The sequence below is a fragment of the Robiginitalea sp. SC105 genome (genome assembly GCF_014243345.1).
Classification (GTDB): Bacteria; Bacteroidota; Bacteroidia; order Flavobacteriales; family Flavobacteriaceae; genus Robiginitalea.
The window spans coordinates 1,209,592-1,229,969 of sequence record NZ_JACLZF010000001.1 but is presented as its reverse complement, the minus strand read 5'-3'; the positions used below and the strand labels follow the sequence as shown (position 1 = coordinate 1,229,969).

At 56.6% G+C, this 20,378-nt stretch carries 14 protein-coding genes; 2 read left to right on the top strand and 12 right to left on the bottom strand.

Features of this window, described 5'->3' with window-relative positions; translation table 11 throughout:
* Nucleotides 1–53: 53 nt before the first annotated feature.
* Nucleotides 54–2,324 carry an acyl-CoA dehydrogenase gene (locus H7F20_RS05420; protein WP_185785091.1) on the top strand — a complete coding sequence of 757 codons (2,271 nt, stop codon included), beginning with the start codon at nt 54–56 and terminating at the stop codon, nt 2,322–2,324.
* Here H7F20_RS05420 and H7F20_RS05415 read toward each other — a convergent pair.
* The 9 genes from H7F20_RS05415 to H7F20_RS05375 form a co-directional block, all read right to left on the bottom strand.
* Nucleotides 2,321–3,163, bottom strand: coding sequence for a GIN domain-containing protein (locus tag H7F20_RS05415; RefSeq protein WP_185785090.1), 843 nt, complete (start codon nt 3,161–3,163; stop codon nt 2,321–2,323). The two genes, H7F20_RS05420 and H7F20_RS05415, sit on opposite strands and share 4 nt — an antisense overlap.
* A 111-nt stretch (nt 3,164–3,274) precedes the next feature.
* Nucleotides 3,275–5,101: a cbb3-type cytochrome c oxidase subunit I gene (locus tag H7F20_RS05410; RefSeq protein ID WP_185785089.1), complete on the bottom strand. Its 1,827-nt coding sequence runs from the start codon at nt 5,099–5,101 to the stop codon at nt 3,275–3,277.
* Nucleotides 5,102–5,137: 36 nt separating this feature from the next.
* The gene (locus H7F20_RS05405; RefSeq protein ID WP_185785088.1) at nt 5,138–6,202 is read right to left on the bottom strand and encodes a cytochrome c oxidase subunit II; all 1,065 of its coding nucleotides are present in this window, start codon (nt 6,200–6,202) and stop codon (nt 5,138–5,140) included.
* 33 nt (nt 6,203–6,235) lie between these two features.
* A complete protein-coding gene (locus tag H7F20_RS05400; RefSeq protein ID WP_185785087.1) occupies nt 6,236–7,606 on the bottom strand; it encodes a quinol:cytochrome C oxidoreductase in 1,371 nt (456 codons plus the stop codon).
* Nucleotides 7,607–7,619: 13 nt separating this feature from the next.
* Nucleotides 7,620–8,180, bottom strand: a complete 561-nt coding sequence (locus H7F20_RS05395) for a cytochrome c (protein ID WP_185785086.1) — start codon at nt 8,178–8,180, stop codon at nt 7,620–7,622.
* 9 nt (nt 8,181–8,189) lie between these two features.
* Nucleotides 8,190–8,711 carry a DUF3341 domain-containing protein gene (locus H7F20_RS05390; RefSeq protein ID WP_185785085.1) on the bottom strand — a complete coding sequence of 174 codons (522 nt, stop codon included), beginning with the start codon at nt 8,709–8,711 and terminating at the stop codon, nt 8,190–8,192.
* Between the two features lie 5 nt (nt 8,712–8,716).
* The gene (nrfD, locus tag H7F20_RS05385) at nt 8,717–10,444 is read right to left on the bottom strand and encodes an NrfD/PsrC family molybdoenzyme membrane anchor subunit (protein ID WP_185785084.1); all 1,728 of its coding nucleotides are present in this window, start codon (nt 10,442–10,444) and stop codon (nt 8,717–8,719) included.
* A gap of 26 nt (nt 10,445–10,470) precedes the next feature.
* Nucleotides 10,471–13,602 carry a TAT-variant-translocated molybdopterin oxidoreductase gene (locus H7F20_RS05380; RefSeq protein WP_185785083.1) on the bottom strand — a complete coding sequence of 1,044 codons (3,132 nt, stop codon included), beginning with the start codon at nt 13,600–13,602 and terminating at the stop codon, nt 10,471–10,473.
* Nucleotides 13,603–13,636: 34 nt separating this feature from the next.
* On the bottom strand, nt 13,637–15,034 hold the full coding sequence (locus H7F20_RS05375) for a cytochrome c3 family protein (RefSeq protein WP_185785082.1): 1,398 nt from the start codon (nt 15,032–15,034) through the stop codon (nt 13,637–13,639).
* Between the two features lie 322 nt (nt 15,035–15,356).
* Between H7F20_RS05375 and H7F20_RS05370 the strand changes: the two genes are divergently transcribed.
* Nucleotides 15,357–15,731 (top strand): SPOR domain-containing protein, encoded by a 375-nt coding sequence (locus tag H7F20_RS05370; protein ID WP_185785081.1) that lies wholly within the window; start codon nt 15,357–15,359, stop codon nt 15,729–15,731.
* A 144-nt stretch (nt 15,732–15,875) separates the two neighbouring features.
* Here the strand turns inward: H7F20_RS05370 and infB are convergent, their stop codons facing one another.
* Genes infB through rimP form a run of 3 tightly spaced genes read right to left on the bottom strand, consistent with a single transcriptional unit; the run spans nt 15,876 to nt 20,287 of the window.
* Entirely contained in the window at nt 15,876–18,524 is a 2,649-nt protein-coding gene (infB, locus tag H7F20_RS05365) for a translation initiation factor IF-2 (RefSeq protein ID WP_185785080.1), read from the bottom strand.
* Between the two features lie 41 nt (nt 18,525–18,565).
* Entirely contained in the window at nt 18,566–19,798 is a 1,233-nt protein-coding gene (gene nusA / locus H7F20_RS05360) for a transcription termination factor NusA (protein ID WP_185785079.1), read from the bottom strand.
* Between the two features lie 15 nt (nt 19,799–19,813).
* The gene (rimP, locus tag H7F20_RS05355) at nt 19,814–20,287 is read right to left on the bottom strand and encodes a ribosome assembly cofactor RimP (protein ID WP_185785839.1); all 474 of its coding nucleotides are present in this window, start codon (nt 20,285–20,287) and stop codon (nt 19,814–19,816) included.
* Nucleotides 20,288–20,378 lie beyond the last annotated feature (91 nt).

Sequence of the window (20,378 nt, the reverse complement as noted above, 5' to 3'; positions counted from 1 at the left end):
TTAATTCCCCTTCCGGGCTTGAGGAGGTTGGCGGGAAATCGTATTTTACTGGGATGCAAACCCATTCATACTCCCGGGGTATCTACCCCTACCTGCCCGTTTTTTACGTCATCTGGTCGGACGACCTGTTATCCGCCTCCGAGATCGCCGTGGTCGAAAAGGCCATTGATGGCGATCCCGGGTTGAGCCCGCCCGAACGCAAACTACTCCGCAGCTGGCTGGACCGGGACGCACCCCCTGCCTCCGAAGAACTCAAATACTGGAACCAGCTCATCGCAGACAGCGGGGTTTCCTACCGGGAAGATGCCGCCTATCCGCTGAGCGAGTTCTCCGCGGCCTTTGCGGATGCCCAATCCCCCGGTGGACCCGGACACCCGGTCCTGAAGGATATCGAGGTAAACCTGGGGATTCAACCCATCCATTACCGCCACCTTTTCGGGAAAAATGCCGCTCCGGTAGCCGTGGCCAGCGACTATTCCGGCGAGGCCCTGGCAGATTTGAGCCTGGGCTCCCATGCCAGATCCTATCGCGACTACCAGGAATTCCTGAACCGGCCGGAATTTGAATGGCAGCTGATCCGGGAGAAGGAGGCACACCGCAACCGGGTGCTGGACCAGCTCCGGTTACTGGCTGGACAGGGTTATGGCGCACTGGCCTACCCGTCGGAATTTGGCGGGAAATCGGATATGCCGGCCTATGCAGCCCTTTTCGAAAACCTGATGTTCGTGGACGCAAGCCTGTGCGTCAAGTTTGGTGTGCAGTTCGGGCTCTTCGGGGGCAGCATCCAGAAACTGGGGAATGACCGCCAGAGGGAACAGTACCTGGCTGATGCAGGGGCCGCCAGGCTGCTGGGTTGTTTTGCCATGTCGGAGACCCGGCACGGTTCCAATGTCAGGGGGATCCGCACCACGGCCACCTATGTAAAGGAAAGGGACGAACTGGTCATACAAACCCCGGGGCCGGACGACAACAAGGAATGGATCGGCAATGTGTTGCACGCGGAGATGGCAACCGTATTCACCCAGCTGATCGTCGACGGGGAAAACCGTGGGGTGCACGCCATCCTGGTCCCCCTCAGGGACCCACGGGGGGAGGTGCTACCCGGGATCCGGATAGAGGACAACGGCTACAAACTCGGGCTCAACGGGATTGACAACGGAAAAATCTGGTTCGACCAGGTGGTCGTGCCCCGGGCAAACCTGCTGGACCGGTACGGGACGATTACCGATGAAGGCACATACCACTCCGACATTGCCAACCCGAACAAGCGTTTCTTTACCATGCTGGGCACCCTGGTGGGCGGAAGGATCTGCGTGGCGAAGGGCGCCCTTGCCGGGGCCCGCTTTGGCCTGGCCATTGCGGTCAAATACGCCTTGCGCCGCAGGCAGTTCAACGATGCGAAACGCGTACAGGAGGACCTGATCATGGACTATCCGTCCCACCAGCTGCGACTGCTCCCGGCCGTTGCCGGCGGCTACATTTACCAGGTGGCCCTGGACCAGCTTATGGCGCGTTATGAGTCGGCTGCCAGCGACCCGGACATGCGGCAACTGGAGGCGGGGGTGGCTGGGCTGAAGGCTTTGGTGACCGAATTTGCCGACCGCACCCTTCAGGAGTGCCGGGAAGCCTGCGGGGGGAAAGGCTACCTGCTGGAAAACCGTATTGCCCAGTTGAAAAACGATGTGGACATCTTTACCACCTTTGAAGGCGACAATACGGTTTTGCTGCAATTGGCAGCCAAAAGCCGCCTGACCGATTTCCGGGACGAATTCAATTCCGATGATTTTTTCGGGGTCGTCAAGCTACTGGGCACCCAACTGGGGAAACGCCTGGCTGCCGTGAACCCGGCCTACACCAACAAAACCGACCGGGAACACCTGTACAACCCGGCCTTCCACCGGCATGCGCTCACCTATCGGACGGAACGCCTGACCTATACCCTTGCGCTGAGGATCCGGGACTACATCAAAAAGGGGATGCCCTCCTACCAGGCCTTCCTGAAGGTACAGACCCACCTGCTGGCGCTGGGCCGGGCCTATGCCGCCCAACTGGCATTTGACCTGTTCCGGGACTTCGCCGAAAGGCTGCCGGACGATGCGCATGCCAACCTGATCCGGAAGCTTGGCACCCTGCATGCCCTCAGTGAAATCCGGTCGGATGCCACCTGGTACCTGGAACAGGGATATATCGGGAAACGCAAATCCAGGGCCATACGTGGCCGGGTGGAGCGGTTGTGCAGCGAAGTGCGGCCCCATGCGCAGGCACTGGTGGAAGGATATGGTATCCCGGCCTACCGGCTGGGGAACGTGCCCATTGTGGGTTAGTCGGGCTCCTTGTGCAATTCGGCCCGGTCGGCAAACCGGCGGATGGTTAACTCGGGGGTCCCGTATAGATAGGTGCGGGATTGCCCGGCGGCATCGAGCACAAGCGAGGTACCGGCATGTACCCGGGCCGTGGCAGCCCCATCGATGAGGACCTCCAGACGCTCCGCCACCAGTTTGCGGGCGGTAATCCCGCTTTCCCCGGAAAGTTGCAGTACGGCCTCCCCTGAAATCCCTTCAAGGGTCAGGTCCGCATTCCCCGACAACCCGGCCGAAAGGGCCCCGTTGTCCGTGTAGACCACGGCATCGGAGCGGTCCGTCATCCGGAGCGAAAGGGAGTCGGCTGCCAGGTTGAGGTCGGCCCCACTGTTCTCGGAAAGGTCGAGTTCAAAAAGGGAGGCCCTTGCCCGGACTTCCAGCCTTGCAGCCCCACTGGCCTGTACCCGTAAGACATCCGAGGTGAATTCCGTATCGGCAACCAACCGTCCTGCCTGAATGTCTATTCCCGAAAGTTCCCTGAAAAATATCGTGATTTCCATGGCGCGGCTCCCGGTGACCTCATAGAATGAGGAGATCACCAGGGTGCTGTCCTGTACCTGGAACTGCAGGATGTCCACCAGGTTGTCGTCAATGTGCAGGCCGTACCCCTCGGAGTCGCGCTGGAGCAGGCGGACCTCCAGGTCGTCTGCCAGCATAATCCGCCTGAAGGGCGGGAGGCTTTCGGACACGTCCACGGGGCTCCGGTTGCCCCTGATCCGCGGTTTGCGCTGGGCCCAGGCACTGGTGCCCAGCAGGAGCACTGCCATGAGGGCTATCAAAAGACGGGAAGAGAAAGTATGCATAGTGGTTCTATTGGAACCTAAAGATAAACCAATTCCCGGGATGCCCCTGCAAACAAAAACAGCCCCTCTTCCGAAGGGCTGTTATGTGAAATCAGGCAGGATACGGAACCGCTAATGCTGCAATTCCTCTTCCCCTTCCTGCAGGGGAACGTCCTGGGGTACAAAATCCTGGCCCGGCAGGATGTATTCCCCGTTATCATACGTCTTGCTGTAGTCATAGCACCACCGGTGCACTTCCGGGATGGCACCCGGCCAGTTTCCGTGGATGTGCTCCTGGGGGGCCGTCCACTCCAGGGTGGTTGCTTTCCAGGGGTTTTGCGGGCCGCGCTTGCCGTAGAAAATGCTCCGGACAAAGTTATAGGCGAACACTAATTGTGCGGCAGCGGTAATGAGCGCAAAAACGGTCATGAGCACCTGGATATCCACCAGTTCATCAAACATGGGGAAGGCGGTGTTCTGGTAATAGCGTCGGGGTACCCCGGCCATACCGACGAAGTGCATCGGGAAGAAGACCCCGTAGGAGCCGACGGCTGTCACCCAGAAGTGCACAAACCCGAGGTTCTTGTTCATCATGCGTCCCTGGAACATTTTCGGGAACCAGTGGTACACCCCGGCAAAAAGGCCGTACAGTGCCGATATACCCATTACCAGGTGGAAGTGGGCGACCACGAAATAGGTATCGTGTACGTTGATGTCCAGGGTACTGTCGCCCAGGATGATCCCGGTGAGCCCCCCGGTAATAAAGGTGGATACCATACCGATGGAAAAGAGCATCCCCGGGTTGAGCTGGAGGTTCCCCTTCCAAAGGGTGGTGATCCAGTTAAAGGCCTTGACTGCGGACGGGATGGCGATCAAAAGGGTGGTAAAGGTAAATACGGACCCCAGGAATGGGTTCATCCCCGAGATAAACATATGGTGTCCCCAAACGATGGTCGACAAAAATGCGATGGCCAGGATGGAGGCAATCATGGCGCGGTACCCGAAAATCGGCTTGCGCGCATTTACGGACATTACCTCGGAAACAATCCCCATGGCCGGCAGGATCACGATATATACCTCCGGGTGGCCAAGGAACCAGAACAGGTGTTCAAAAAGCACCGGGGAACCGCCCTGGTAATGAAGCACCTCACCCTGAATGAAAATATCCGACAGGAAGAAGGAGGTGCCGAAGCTCCGGTCCATGATCAGCAGGAGGGCTGCGGAAAGCAGTACCGGGAAGGAAATCACCCCGATTACAGCCGTTACAAAGAAGGCCCAGATGGTCAGCGGCAACCGGGTCATGGACATCCCCTTGGTACGGAGGTTGATCACAGTGACAATATAGTTCAGGGATCCCAGCAGGGAGGAAGCGATAAAGATCGCCATGGATACCAGCCAGAGGGTCATCCCCATGCCCGAACCCGGCTGGGCCATGGGCAGGGCACTGAGGGGCGGGTAGATCGTCCATCCTGCCGCAGCGGGTCCGGCTTCCACAAAAAGGGATATCACCATCACCACACTGGAGGTAAAGAACATCCAGTAGGACAACATGTTCAAAAAGCCCGATGCCATATCCCGCGCCCCGATTTGCAGGGGGATCAGCAGGTTACTGAAGGTACCGCTCAAACCGGCCGTCAGTACAAAGAAGACCATGATGGTCCCGTGAATGGTGACCAGGGCCAGGTAGATGTCAGCGTCCATGACACCTTCCGGGGCCCACTTGCCCAGCAATGCCTCAAAAACCGGGAAGGATTCCCCGGGCCAGGCGAGCTGCATCCGGAAAAGCAGGGACATGGCAATACCGATAAAGCCCATGATGAGGCCAGTTATCAGGTACTGCTTGGAGATCATCTTGTGATCCTGGCTGAAGATATATTTGGTGACAAAAGTCTCTTTGTGGTGGTGAACGTGATCGTCGTGTGCATGATCATCGGCGATCGCTGGTGCATGTGCTGACATAGTCTTTTGTTTTTATTCTTTTTCTATAGCATTTTTTTATTCTGCGGAGGACACGGTCTCCGCGAAGGTCGTCTGGCTGTCCATCCAGGCCTGGAATTCCTCCTCGCTCTCCACGATGATCTTCATCTGCATGTTGTAATGCGATTTTCCGCAGATCTTGTTGCAAAGCAGGATATAGTCAAATTCCCAGGGCTCCGAGTTCGGCTCCCCGGCCGCTGCGCGTTCCGCCCGGATGGCATTGGTCCGGGCCACCTTTTCGATGACCTCCGGGTTCTGCCTCATTTCGGCCGTGGTGGTATTCGGCGTAAAGGAAAACTCGGTGATCATTCCCGGTACACAGTTCATCTGAGCGCGGAAATGGGGCATATAGGCCGAGTGGAGCACATCCTGGGACCGCATCTTGAAATTGATCTTGCGCCCAACGGGCAGGTGCAATTCCTTGACGATGATATCGTCGGCCGCGTTCGGGTCGGATTCGTCCAGTCCGAGGACATTGGCCCTGTTGATATCGATCATCCGGACGTTTGCATCCCCCAGGACGTTGTCGTCCCCCCCGTAGCGGGCTGTCCAGTTGAATTGCTGGGCATACAGCTCCACGATCAGCGGATCGTCCTCCTCGTTGATATCCATGATATTGGTCCAGGTATACAGCCCCCAGATAATCAGGCCGGCCAGGACGATGACAGGGATGATGGTCCAGATAAACTCCAGGCGGTCGTTGTCTGCATAGAACAGGGCTTTCTTGCCTTCCTCGCCCCTGTATTTAAAGGCAAAATAGTGGAGCAGGGCCTGGGTGATGAACTGCACGATGAAAATGATCACGAAGCTCCATAGCATAAGCGAGTCGTATTCACTTCCGTGCTCACTGGCCGCCTCGGGCAGCAGGAATTTGCTGTACTTCCAGAAACAGAAAATGGTGAGTAAATAGATGAATACCAAAAAGGCGAACATCAGGTAACCATTGTTCTTGTTATCCTCCGTGCTGGCTACTTCCGAATTCGCTGTTTTAGCCTTGAGCTGGGAAAATTCAAAGATCTTGGTCATCTGCCAGATGGCGATGGCCACTAAAACCAAAACAGAGATCGTCAATAATGCTGTCATTGTATGAACGGGTAAAATTCGCTAACTATCTTCTTAATAATGAAATTGTCTGCTCTCTTCTATAAACGGGTTCCTCGCGGATTGCAACGGGGCCTTGGACAGGGCCCGGAACACCCAGAAAATAAAGGCACCACCAAAGAACAGGATGCCCCCGATTTCCGGTAGGCCTATGTACCACTGGTCGCCTACGGTTGCAGGGGTAATCATCAGGTACACATCCAGGTAGTGTCCCAGGAGCACCACGATTCCCGTCATGACCACAAACCAGTTGACCCGCTTGTAATCGCTGTTCATCAGGACCAGGAGCGGGAATACGAAATTCATTGCAACCATGCCGAAAAACGGCAGTTTAAAGTCTTCGATCCGGGTGACAAAATAGGTGACCTCCTCCGGGATATCGGCATACCAGATGAGCATAAACTGGCCAAACCAGAGGTAGGTCCAGAAGATGCTGATCCCGAACATGAACTTGGCAAGGTCGTGGATGTGGCTGTCGTTGACGTCCGGCAGGTAACCGCGGGACTTGAGGTAGATGGCCACCAGGGCGATGGTGGTGATCCCCGAAACGAACATGCTGGCAAACACATACCATCCGAAGAGGGTGCTGAACCAGTGGGGATCCACGCTCATGATCCAGTCCCAGGACATCATGGATTCGGTAACCAAATAAAATACCAGGAACCCGGCAGACCACCGGAAATTCTTTTTGAAGTTGGCGTTGTCATCGGCCTTGTCCTGTGCCAGTGAAAGGCGGCGGGAAACCTCGCGGTAGAGGATCCAGCCCCCGAGGAAAAATGCGGCCCGGATCAGGAAAAAGGTCGGGTTCAGGTAGCCCGCCTTGCCCTGCAGCAATTTGTCATGCGCTACCGTTTCGGCATCCATCCAGACAAACAGGTGGTTCATGTGCAGTACGGACAGTACCAGGATCATAAAGAGGATGATTCCTCCGGGCACCAGGTAGGCCGTGATGCCCTCCATGACGCGGAACAACAGGGGGGACCAGCCCGCCTGTGCGGCGCGTTGCACGGCGTAAAACGCCAGAGTGCCCAATGCCAGCATAAAGAAGAAGAAAGCCGCTATGTAAACCGCCGCCCAGGGCCGGTTCTGGAGTTGGTGCAGCAGGTGTTCCCCGTGGTCGGTTTCGTGGTCGTCACCCATGGCAGCCGCGTCGTGTTCGGCTCCGCCTTCATGCGTCCCGGCAGCAGCTCCGTGGTCCCCGGCCGCGGTGTGGGTTTCGGCAGCAGCGTCATGGCCTCCGCCGTGTCCGTCGTCGTTCGCGGCGACCATTGCCCTGGCCTCGTCTACCGTTGAAGGGGCAGAGACAAACCCTATGGCCAATCCCATCAGCCCGAGAGCCATGAGAATGACGGATCCGATTTTCAGTCTGTTCGAGAAGGTATACATCTGCAATGCTGCTTTATTTTGTTAAGTCTTCCTTGAGTTTCATCACGTATTCGGCTACCTGCCACCTTTCGGTCTCGTCGAGCTGGTTGGCGTAGGAGCCCATGGCATTCTGCCCGTAATAGATGACGTGGTACGTGGACCCAATGTTGATGTTGCGTCCTGCGTCGGCGTAACTGGGTACGCCCAGGATTTTCTCCCGCTTGACCAGGTTCCCCTGACCATCGCCTTTGCTCCCGTGGCAAATGGCACAGTAAATCCCGTAGAGCTCGGCGCCAACCTCCAGGTTTTCCTCCCGGCTGAGCGAATCCAGCGGGCTGCTCATGGCGCGGGACATTTCCTTTCCTTCCGGGGTGTTCTCAAACCGGTAGGGCAGGGCCCCGCGGGCGACGGTGTTCTCGGCAGGCCTGAGCGCCATGGATCCGTCGGGGAGCCATTCGACCTGGTCGTAGGCCTCGTATCCGACCGGTTCGTACATGTTGGGCATGTACTGGTAGTTCGGCTTCCGCTTGTCCTGGCAGGATGCCAGAAGGACGAGTCCGGTGACTAAAAGTGCGGTATATAGCGTATTCTTCATTGCGCTGATTTACTTTTCGACTTGGTTGATCTCCACGGCACCCGATTCGCGTAACAGCTCCATAAGGGCCGCCTGGTCCCCGTGCGGTTCGATTTCCATGATAAAATGGTCATCCGTGCTGCGGACATCCGGGTTTTCGGCTTTTTTGAAAGGCCAGAGCCGGCTACGCAGGTAAAAGGTAATCACCATCAGGTGGGCGGCAAAAAATACGGTCATCTCGAACATGATCGGGACAAAGGCCGGCATGTTCTCGATGTAGCTGAAACTCGGTTTCCCCCCGATATCCTGCGGCCAGTCCGTTATCATGATATAGTTCATCATGACGATGGCCACGGTGAGACCGAGGCAGCCGTACATAAACGAGGTGATGGCAATCCGGGTGGGTTCCAGCCCCATGGCCTTGTCCAGGCCGTGTACCGGGAAGGGACAATATACCTCCTCGATGTGGTGTTTGGCGGCCTTCACCTTCTTGACCGCGTGCATCAGCACGTCGTCGTCGTCGTAATATGCCTGAATCACTTTAGATGCCATCTGTGTTATTGTTTTTCATTTAAACGTTTCGCCTGTCCGGCCCAGTCGTCGCGTTGCGCGCGGCCCGGGAAGGAACCGGTGAGCGAATCCAGCAGGTCGTATTCCGTTTCGGTCATCCGGCTCACCTGTGCAAAGGTGAAGATTCCGAGCTGGTTGAGTTTTTCTTCCATCTGCGGCCCGATGCCCTTGACCTTCTTCAGGTCGTCCGCTGTCTGCGTGGCCGGGTCAAAGGAACCAACCGCACCCAGCAGGCTGCCTACCTTGGCCGGGTCGTGGGATCCGGCGGAAGCTGGCGGGGTCTGAGCTGCGGCTTTGGGGGTGCCCGCCACCCGGATCTCATAGAGCGGCTTGCCGGCATCCCGGAGTTTTTTATAGCGTTCCCCGGAGGATTTCAGGATGGATTTGACCTCGGCCTGGGCGATTACCGGGAAGGTGCGCGCATAGAGCAGGAAGAGGACAAAGAAGAACCCGATGGTCCCGATAAAGATCCCGATATCCACAAAGGTGGGGGAGAACATGGTCCAGGAGGACGGCAGGTAATCCCGGTGCAGGGAGGTGACGATGATCACGAACCGCTCAAACCACATCCCGATATTCACGACGATGGAGATGATAAAGGAGACCAGGATGCTGGTACGGATCTTTTTGAACCACATGACCTGGGGGGAGACCACGTTGCAGGTCATCATCAGCGTATACGCCCACCAGTAGGGCCCGGTGGCCCGGTTCAGGAAGGCGTACTGTTCGTATTCCACACCGGAATACCAGGCGATGAACAACTCGGTGATATAGGCGCAGCCCACGATGGAACCAGTGATCATGATCACGATGTTCATCAGCTCGATATGCTGTACGGTAATGTAGGCTTCCAGGTTGCAGACTTTCCTCATGATGATCAGTAGGGTCTGCACCATCGCGAAGCCCGAGAAAATAGCCCCGGCAACAAAATAGGGCGGGAAGATGGTGGTGTGCCAGCCCGGGATGACCGAGGTGGCAAAGTCAAAGGATACGATGGTGTGTACCGAGAGTACCAGGGGGGTAGCCAGTCCGGCGAGGACCAGGGATACTTCCTCAAAGCGCTGCCAGTCCTTGGCGCGGCCGCTCCATCCGAAGCTGACCAGGCTGTATATTTTTTTCTGGAAGGGTTTCACGGCCCGGTCCCGGATCATGGCGAAATCGGGCAGCAGGCCCGTCCACCAGAAAACCAGGGATACCGAAAGGTAGGTGGAGATCGCAAACACGTCCCACAACAGGGGGGAGTTGAAATTCACCCAGAGGGAACCGAACTGGTTCGGGATGGGTACTACCCAGTAAGCCAGCCAGGGGCGACCCATGTGGATGATCGGGAACAGACCGGCCTGTATTACGGAAAAGATGGTCATCGCCTCGGCAGAGCGGTTGATCGCCATTCTCCATTTCTGGCGGAACAGCAACAGAACCGCTGAGATAAGCGTACCGGCGTGGCCGATACCCACCCACCAAACAAAGTTGGTAATGTCCCAGGCCCAGTTAACCGTGCGGTTGAGGCCCCAGGTACCGATACCGGTGGAAATCGTATAGATGATACACCCGACCCCCCAGAGAAAGGCGGCCAGGGCTATGGTAAATACAATCCACCACTGCTTGTTGGCCCTCCCCTCCACCGGGGCAGCGATATCCACGGAAACATCGTGGTATCCTTTATCGCCCAGTACCAGGGGTTTACGTATCGGTGCTTCGTAATGCGACGCCATAGAATCTTATTTACGTTTCTTTAATTTTATGCTTCGTTGGTATTACGGACTTTGACGTGGTAAAATACATTCGGACGCGTTCCCACGTGCTCCAGCAGGTGGTACATCCGATCGCTTTCCGCCAGTTTCGAAACTTCGCTTTCCGAATCGTTGATGTCCCCGAATACGATTGCCCCGCTGCTGCATGCATTCGAACAGGCCGTCTGGAACTCCTCGTCCGTTACGGGCCTTCCCTCGCGCTTGGCATCGAGGATGGACTTCTGGGTCATCTGGATACACCAGGAACATTTCTCCATCACCCCGCGGGAACGCACGTTCACATCCGGGTTGAGCACCATCTTGCCCAGGTCGTTGTTCATGTGGTAGTCGAACTCCTCGTTATCGCTGTAGAGGAACCAGTTGAAGCGACGTACTTTGTACGGGCAGTTGTTGGCGCAGTAGCGGGTACCCACGCAACGGTTGTAGGCCATGTGGTTATGGCCCTGGCGGCTGTGGGCGGTTGCCGCTACCGGGCATACCGTCTCGCAGGGTGCGTGGTTGCAGTGCTGGCACATAACCGGCTGGAAGGCGACCTGCGGATTGGCGGCCGGGTCTTCCATTTCCTCGAACCCGGCTTTGGATTCCATGGCACCGGAAAACTCGTCTTTCTTGATATTGTCCGCCTCAAAGGTGTCCTCTGAAGAATAGTACCGGTCAATCCGCAGCCAGTGCATATCGCGGGAAAGGCGGATCTCCTGCTTCCCGACCACCGGCACGTTGTTTTCGGCGTGGCAGGCGATGACGCAGGCCCCGCATCCCGTACAGGCGTTCAGGTCGATGGACATATTGAAGTGGTGGCCGACCGAGCGGTCAAAGTGGTCCCACAGGTCCACGGAAGTAGCGGGTACTTCCTGGTGGTTCAGGGATACCTGCGGTACGTGGTTCCAATGGGAGGCATCTTCCGTATTGAAGATTTCCAGGGTGGTTTCCTTGATGATATCCCCCCGCCCCATGAGCGTATTGTGCAACTGGATACAGGCAAATTCATGGGTGCCGGCGGCTTTTTCCACCGTTGCGGACTGGGTATTGCTGAAGCCTGCGTACAATGCGAAGGCATTCACCCCTGTCTGCATTTCGGATTTCATGCCCACCTGCCTGCCGTAGCCAAATGAAAGCCCCAGCGTGCCAGGGGCCTGGCCGGGCTGTATGATCACGGGCACATTGTTCAGTGTGGCGCCGCCTACCGTCAGGTTGACGTAGCTGCCGTCGAGCCCGCCGTTGGCGACGTGTTCATTGACCAGTCCCATGGAGGCCGCATCGGCCTTGGAAACGGTTACGTAGTTGTCCCAGCTGACCCGGGTAATCGGGTCCGGGAATTCCTGCAGCCAGGGGTTGCCCGCCTGACGGCCGTCGCCCATGCCTACCTTGGAGTACAGGACAAGGCTCATTCCTTCGTCGGAAGCCCCTGCCAGGCGTCGTACGGCCGATGCTATCGGCACGACGCTGCTTACGGCGGCTGCTTCGGCCGGGGAGGCCATTTCTTTGTCAGTATCGGGAGATGCCACCGTTTCGGGATCGCTCATCGCCATACCCCCGGGGACGTAAACCCCGTCGTGCAGCGCCTTGTTCCAGTCGCCGCCGGCGAGGATCCCCTCGCTCCAGGTCTGCGCGATGTAGTCGTGCCAGCTCTGCTCGGAATCCATCCAAAGCAGCAGGCTTTGCTGGAATTGACGGGTGTCGAACAATTCCCGGATCACGGGTTGCATCAGGCTGTAATGTCCTTTTTTGAACTCGGCGTCCCCCCAGGATTCCAGGAAGTGATTGGCAGCTGCCGTAAAGGTACAGAGGGCCGTAGTTTCGTTCCAGTTGGTGGAAAAGGCCACGGAGAGGTCCACATTCTGCACGGCTTCTGCAAAACCGGCAGATGCGGGCAGGGAATACCCCGGGTTGACCCCGTCCATGATCAGGGCGCCTACGCGTCCCGCCTTCATATCGGCAAGGAGCTGGTCCATAGCAGCCGTATTCCCCTGTCGCACGTAGCGGGGGGCTTCCGGCTGGAAGGCTTCACTTCCCAGCATTTCATTGATGGAGAGGACCACCGACTGCGCATCGGTATCGTCCAGGCCGGTCAGCACCACTGCCCGGCGTTTGTTTTTGGCAATCTGGCTGACGGCACTTTCCAGGGCCCGTGCAGCGGCTTCCGGCAATTCGCCGGAAACGCTCGAGCCGTTTAACCGGGCATAAAGGTGCGCCAGTGCGACCTTCTGCTGGGCCGGTGTCAGAGGTACGCGCTTGTCCGCGTTGGCCCCGGTCAGGCTCATGATGGATTCGAACTGGATGTGGCGGGACATCTTCCCGTTTTTGGGAACCCGGCCTTTGGCATACCCGCCGTCATAGCCGCCACCCTGCCAGTCACCGAGGAAATCGGCTCCGAAGGACAGGATCAGGTCTGCTTTGGAAAGGTCGTAGTCGGCCAGTGCGCGCTCCCCGTAATTCGCCTCATAGGCCGTCAGCGCGGCATCCGAGCTGATGGCATCATAGGTCACATGGACTGCATTCGGGTACGCCGCCATGAAGTCCCCCAACAGGCGGTCGGTGGACGGGCTGGCATAGGTCTGGGTAAGCAGCGCTATTTGTTTGCCGCCATTGCGGAGGGAACCGAGTTTGGCCTTTACGGCCGCATCGAGGCCTTCCCAGGCCACGTCCCCCTCGCTGCTGCGCGGCCCCTGCAGGCGCGTGCTGTCGTAAAGGGAAAGAACCGAAGCCTGGATCCGCGCATTTGAACCGCCCAGGACTGCAGCCTCCTTGTTGTTTTCGATTTTGATCGGACGCCCCTCTCGGGTCTTGACCAGGATGCTGGCAAAGTCATAGCCATCGGCTATGGTGGTGGCATAGAAGTTGGCCACCCCCGGGATGATCCGCTCGGGTTGCATCACATATGGGATGGACTTGTGGACGGGGCCCTCACAGGCTGCCAGGGATGCAGCAGCCGTACTGAAGCCCACATACTTCAAAAAGTCCCGCCGGGAGGTCTGGCTGGAGGCGAGTTGTTCCTTGTCGCCCAGGAACGCATCCTCCGGGAGTTTCTCCGGGAATTCATTTTGTTTCAGCTTCTCAACAATGGAATTGTCCGGCGAAAGTTCCACCTCACTCTTCCAATATTTCTTGTTTGATGCCATATGCGATCTGTCTAAATCTTTTTAGCTCCTTGAATTAATAGTGGCACTTGCCGCATTCCAGGCCGCCCATCTGGGCCGCCGTTACCTGCTCCACACCGTATTTCCTGGCAAGTTCCTCGTGAATTTTCTCGTAGTAGTCGTTTCCTTCCATGCGGACGTTGGTCTCCCGGTGGCAGTTGATACACCATCCCATGGTAAGGGGTGCGTCCTGGTACATGATCTCCATTTCCTCCACCGGGCCATGGCAGGTCTGGCATTCGATCTGCCCTACCTCCACGTGCTGGGAGTGGTTGAAGTAAACAAAATCAGGAAGGTTGTGGATACGCACCCATTCGACCGGTTTGGAGTTGCCCGTATAGCTCTGGGTTGCCTCGTCCCATCCGACGGCGGCGTATAGTTTCTTGATTTCCCCCGTGTAGAACTCGTTGGTGTACCCGTTGGCCAGATCTTCGGCCGAGGGCCCTTCCGGGTTCCCCTTGTATTCGTAAATGGACTTGTGGCAGTTCATACAGATATTCAGTGACGGGATCCCCGAGTGCTTGGAGACACGGGCGGAAGAGTGGCAATACTTACACTCTATGCCGTTGTCGCCGGCGTGGATTTTATGGGAATAGTGGATGGGCTGTATCGGCTGGTAACCCTGGTCCACCCCAACCTGCATCATCCAGCCATAGGCAAAATAGGCAGATCCCAGCAGCAGGAAAATCACGGTGACCAGCACCAGGAACTGGTTCTGGGCATACGCTTTCCAGATCGGGGTGCCCTTCTGTGCTTTTTCTTTTTCGAGTACCACTCCGCTGGCCTCTGCGATGCGCCTCAGGGTGCGGTTCACGACCACCAGCATGGCTACCAGCATGCCGAAGACCAGGATCAGCGCGCCGAGGATGAGTTCGTTGGAAAGGCCGGAACTCCCCGAACCGCCTTCTGCCGCACCACCTGCAGGGGCAGCGGCTACTGCCGGGGCGGGGGGCGGGGCTTCCGTATAGGCGAGGATGTCGTTGATATCCTGGTTGCTCAGGGTCGGGAAGGCAGTCATGGCTGCCTGGTTGTATTCTTCGTAGATCCGGTTGGCGTATGCATCCCCGGAAGCGATCTTACCTGCACTGTTCTTGATCCAGGAGTAGATCCACTCGCAGTCCAGGCCTTCCTCCTCGGTCAGGCGGACGGCGACATTGGCCAGGGCAGGCCCGGTCATCCGGCGGTCCAGGGCGTGACAGGCCGCACAGTTCTGGTTGAACAATTGCTTTCCGTTTGCAGGGTCCCCGGGACCACAAGGCCCTTCCGACCCGCCGGCTTCCGCGGCAGCCTCAGCCGCAGGCTCCTGGGCCGCTGCATCGTCTTGGGCAGAAAGTGAAGGTGAAAAGAGCAGGGAAACTACTAAACAAATACCAAAAATTGCAGGATAGAGATGGCGGTTGGAAACCTTTTTCATGTGTCGCTGTTCAATATTTTTTTAAGCCCGGTAAACAGAGTTTCCAAGCTTGGCACGCTTTTGGCGTTATTGTTGGCAATGGCCGCAATCACTGGTGTTTTAGTTGAATTCAGTCGGCTGAATTTTCGCTAATTAAAGCCCCTTGAAGGCCATTAAAATTGCGCCCAAATTGTCAGCAAAAATACGACATAGACTTTATTTTGGAAATCTTAAAGGTTTTATAATTTCTAATTTATAAACGTTCTAAATAATGCTTTTTACTATATTCGGAACACCTAAAAAAAGTACCTTTACCCCCTCTGAAAAACACCTTTTCCACACCATGCGAAACCGGTTGGCCATCCTTACTTTGTTTCTTTCCGCAGCTGCCGGGCTCCATGCACAGAGCGGGCGGATATCCATCGAACAGGACCCGGAGATCGGCAAATTGCTGCAGATCTACACCCAAAGCAACAGCGAGGCGGATTTCTATACCATACAGGTGGGATTCGGCAACTACTCGTTCGCCGAAGAACTGAAAGGGGACGTGGAACAGGAATTCCCGAAGTGGACAGCCAAAATCGTCTTCGATTCCCCGACCTACCGCGTGCAGGTAGGGCGTTTCAGGGAGCGGCTCGAAGCCGAGCGGGAGTTTGCCGAAGTCCGCAAGAAATTCCCGGGTGCCCTGCTCCTTCGCCCCGGGGACCGCGAAAATTAACTGCTTCCGATACCAAAAGCGAGGCCTGCCCTTTATCCAAACCAGCCCGAAAACAACAAACCCGGACGGGTTGGTTGCCATCCGGGTTTTGAATCCTGTTTATCGCTCTTTGGGAATGGGGATTCCTCCCTTCCCTGAAACGTGTTAAAGTGTCTTTTTGACTGCCACTTCCTGGAAGGCCTCCACAATGTCACCCTCCCGTATATCGTTGTAATTCTTGATCTGCAGGCCGCAATCGTACCCCTTGGATACTTCCTTCACATCGTCCTTGAACCGCTTCAGGGAAGCCAGCTCCCCGGTGTAAATGACCACACCATCGCGGATCAGGCGGATATTGGAGTTGCGGAATACCTTGCCGCTGGTAACCATACAACCCGCAATGGTCCCGATCTTGGAGATCTTGAAGGTTTCGCGGATTTCGGCCGTACCGGTAACTTCCTCCTTGATTTCGGGGGAGAGCATGCCTTCCATGGCATCCTTGACGTCGTTGATGGCGTCGTAGATGATGGAATACATCCGGATATCGATTTCCTCCTTGTCGGCCACATCCCGGGCATTGCCCATGGGACGGACATTAAACCCGATGATGATCGCGTCTGAGGCTGAGGCCAGCAACACGTCCGATTCCGTAATGGCACCCACGCCCTTGTGGATGATGTTGACCTGGATCTCGTCCGTGGACAACTTCTGGAAGGAGTCCGAAAGGGCTTCCACGGAACCATCCACATCTCCCTTGAGGATGATGTTGAGCTCCTGGAAATCCCCGAGGGCAATCCGCCGGCCGATTTCATCCAGGGTAATGTGGCGCTGGGTCCTGACGTTTTGCTCCCGCAACAGTTGGGAACGCTTGGACGCGATTTGTTTCGCCTCCCGCTCATCCTCCAGCACGTTGAATTTATCCCCGGCCTGGGGTGCCCCGTCCAGCCCCAAAATGGATATGGGGGTAGAGGGTCCGGCCGATTTGACGCTTTTGCCGCGTTCGTCCTGCATGGCTTTGACCTTGCCGCTGCAAGTCCCCGCCAGTACATAATCTCCTATGTGCAAGGTCCCGGCGGTCACCAGCACGGTGGATACGTAACCCCGGCCCTTGTCCAGGAATGCTTCCACAACGGTTCCCGATGCGTTTTTGTCCGGGTTTGCCTTGAGTTCGAGGAGTTCCGCCTCGAGCAATACCTTTTCCAGGAGTTCCTTGACCCCCTGTCCGGTCTTTGCCGAGATGTCGTGCGACTGGATCTTACCGCCCCAGTCTTCCACGAGCAAATTCATATTGGCAAGCCCTTCCTTGATCTTTTCGGGGTTGGCCGTCGGTTTGTCCACCTTGTTGATGGCAAAGACAATGGGCACCCCGGCAGCCTGGGCGTGGCTGATGGCTTCCTTGGTCTGCGGCATGATGTCGTCGTCCGCAGCAATCACGATGATTGCAATATCGGTTACCTGTGCCCCGCGGGCCCGCATGGCGGTAAAAGCTTCGTGGCCCGGGGTATCGAGGAAGGCGATCTTCTGTCCGTTCTCCAGGGAAACGCCATAGGCACCGATGTGCTGGGTTATCCCCCCGCTTTCGCCCGCGATCACGTTTTCCTCCCGGATATAATCGAGGAGGGAGGTCTTACCGTGGTCTACGTGGCCCATGACGGTAACGATGGGGGCACGGGGTTTCAGGTCTTCCGGTGCATCGTCCTCCTCTTCAATGGATTCGTCGATTTCCGCCGTTACAAACTCCACTTCATACCCGAATTCCTCGGCTACGATGGAAAGGGTTTCCGCATCGAGGCGCTGGTTCATGGTAACCATGATCCCGAGCGACATGCAGGCAGAAATGATCTCCGTGGTGGAAACGTCCATCATGGTGGCCACCTCTCCCACGGTAACGAATTCGGTTACTTTGAGTGTTTTGTTTTCCAGTTCCTGGGCTTCCAGGTCCTTTTCGGATTGCTGGCGGTGCTGGTCCCGTTTGTCGCGTCGGTATTTGGCGCCCTTGCCTTTCTTGGACTTGCCCTGGAGCTTTTCCAGGGTTTCCCGCACCTGCTTTTGCACTTCCTCTTCGGTAGGTTCCACCTTACCGACTGCAGAACGTGCCTTTCTGCCCCCCGTCTTGCCACGGCCGGCATCCGTTTTGCTGGTAATGCGGCGGCGGCGGCGCTTGCGGTCGCCGTCGTCCTTTTTCTCTGTCTTTTTCTTCTTTTCGAACTGGGACAGGTCGATCTTGTCCTTGATGGTGGGCCCGGAAAGTTTTTTGTATTCGGTTTCTACCACGTCCGGCTTTTCAGCAGCCGGTTTCTCGGCAGGTTTCTCGGGTGCGGGTGCCTCGGCAACCGGTTTTTCGGCTGCAGGTTCTTCGGCGGGCGGCTGTTCAACGGCCTTGGGCGCCTCAGCGGCCGGTTCTTCGGCTGCGGGCTCCTCCTTAACCGGGGCCTCCTTCTTCTTAGGAGCATCCAGGTCGATTTTACCCACCTGCTTGGGCCCGGCCAGGTCGGCCTTCGCCCGGACAACTTCGGCAGGGGCCTGCCTTTTTTCGCGGGCAAGCCTTCTCTCTTCCTGTTCCTGTTCCAATTGTTGACGAAGCGCTTCCTTCTCCTTCCGCTTCTCCTCCCCTACTTCCTTGGAGGCAACCTTTTTGCTCTTGTCCGAGCGGAACTCATCCAGCAAAACCTGGTACACCTCGCCGGAAATTTTGGTCGTGGGACGCGCATCCACATCATGCCCCTTGGAGGCAAGGTAGTCTACCGCCCTGTCCAGCGAAATATTGAGTTCTCTAAGGACTTTATTAAGCCTTATGGTTGCGTTTTCTGCCATAGAAATCGTTCGTTCTTACAATAAAAGTGCTAATATATAGCTTAATCTTCAAATTCTTCCTTGAGGATACGGATCACATCCAAAATGGTCTCCTCCTCTAAATCGGTCCGTTTCACCAGGTCTTCCACATCCTGTTCCAGTACCGCACGGGCGGTATCCAGACCAATTTTGCGAAGCTCCATGATGATCCATTCCTCAATCTCATCCCGGAATTCGGTGAGCTCCACATCCTCTTCCACGCCTTCGCGGAACACGTCGATCTCGTAGCCGGTAAGCTGCCCGGCCAGGCGGATATTATGGCCGCCGCGGCCAATGGCCTTGGAGACCTCCTCCGGCTTCAGGTATACCTGGGCCGTCATGTTCTCGTCGTTCAGCTTTACCTGGGTTACCCGCGCCGGGCTCAGGGAACGGGTTACCATGAGCTGGGGGTTGTTGGTCCAGTTGATCACGTCGATATTCTCGTTGCCCAGTTCCCGGACAATGCCGTGGATACGGGACCCCTTCATCCCCACGCAGGCACCGACCGGGTCGATGCGGTCGTCGTAGGAATCCACGGCAACCTTGGCTTTTTCGCCGGGGATGCGAACCGCCTTCTTGATGGTGATCAACCCGTCGAATACCTCGGGGATCTCCTGGTGGAAGAGTTGTTCGAGGAATTTGGGCGAGGTGCGGGACATGATGATCAGGGGCTTGTTGCCCTTGAGCTCCACACTCTCTATGATGCCGCGTACGTTGTCCCCCTTGCGGAAGAAGTCGGACGGGATCTGCTTTTCCTTGGGCATGATCAGCTCGTTGCCCTCGTCGTCCAGCAGGATGATGGCCTTGTGGCGGATATGATGCACCTCGGCCGTGTAAATTTCTCCTTCCAGGTCCTTGAACTGCTTGTAGATGGTCGTATTGTCGTGCTCGTGGATCTTTGCGATCAGGTTCTGCCGCAGGGCGAGTATGGCCCGGCGTCCCAGATCGATGAGTTTTACCTCCTCGGAAACATCCTCCCCCACTTCAAAGTCGGGCTCGATTTTCCGGGCTTCGGTCAGGGAGATCTCCTCGTTGGGCTCTTCCACCTCCCCGTCGGGAACCACCACGCGGTTCCTCCAGATTTCCAGGTCCCCCTTATCGGGGTTGATGATGATATCAAAGTTATCATCCGAGCCAAACTTGCGCTTGAGGGCGGCCCGGAACACTTCTTCCAGGATGGCCATGAGCGTTACCCGGTCAATGAACTTATCGTCCTTGAACTCGGAGAAAGATTCGATCAATGCGAGATTTTCCATTTTTACAATCTGCCGTTAAAATTTTAAAACAACTTTTGCCTGTTCAATTTCGGAATGCGGTATTTTTTCCTCTTTCCGAACGGTATGTTTCCCCTTGCCCACGGGCTTGGGTTCCCGGGCCTTCCAGCTCAGGGTGATGTCCTTTTCGTCCGCTGCCGTCAGGGTGCCTTCGAGCTCCCTGCCCTCGCGACGCACGGCCAGCTTTCGGCCGATGTGCTTGTGAAACTGCCGGGGGAGCACCAACGGTGCCGTAGCCCCTGCAGAACCCACTTCCAGTGAAAAATCAAACGCATCCCGGTCCAGGGAGTGTTCAATTGCCCGGCTGATATCCATACAATCCTGCAGGCTCACCCCCTCGTCTCCGTCCAGGGTTACCTGGATGGACTGGTCCGGATTTACTTTCAGATCGATCAGGAACAATTCCGGCCGGGCCCCGAGGGCCTCCTCCAGCAGTTCGCTTACGCGTTTGTGCAACCGATTGCCTTCCATGGCGCCGTATTCTTTACTTAGTGGCAACAAAAGAGGGGACTAATTGTCCCCTCATGAATAACCTATTATTCTATAAGTGCTGCAAATATAA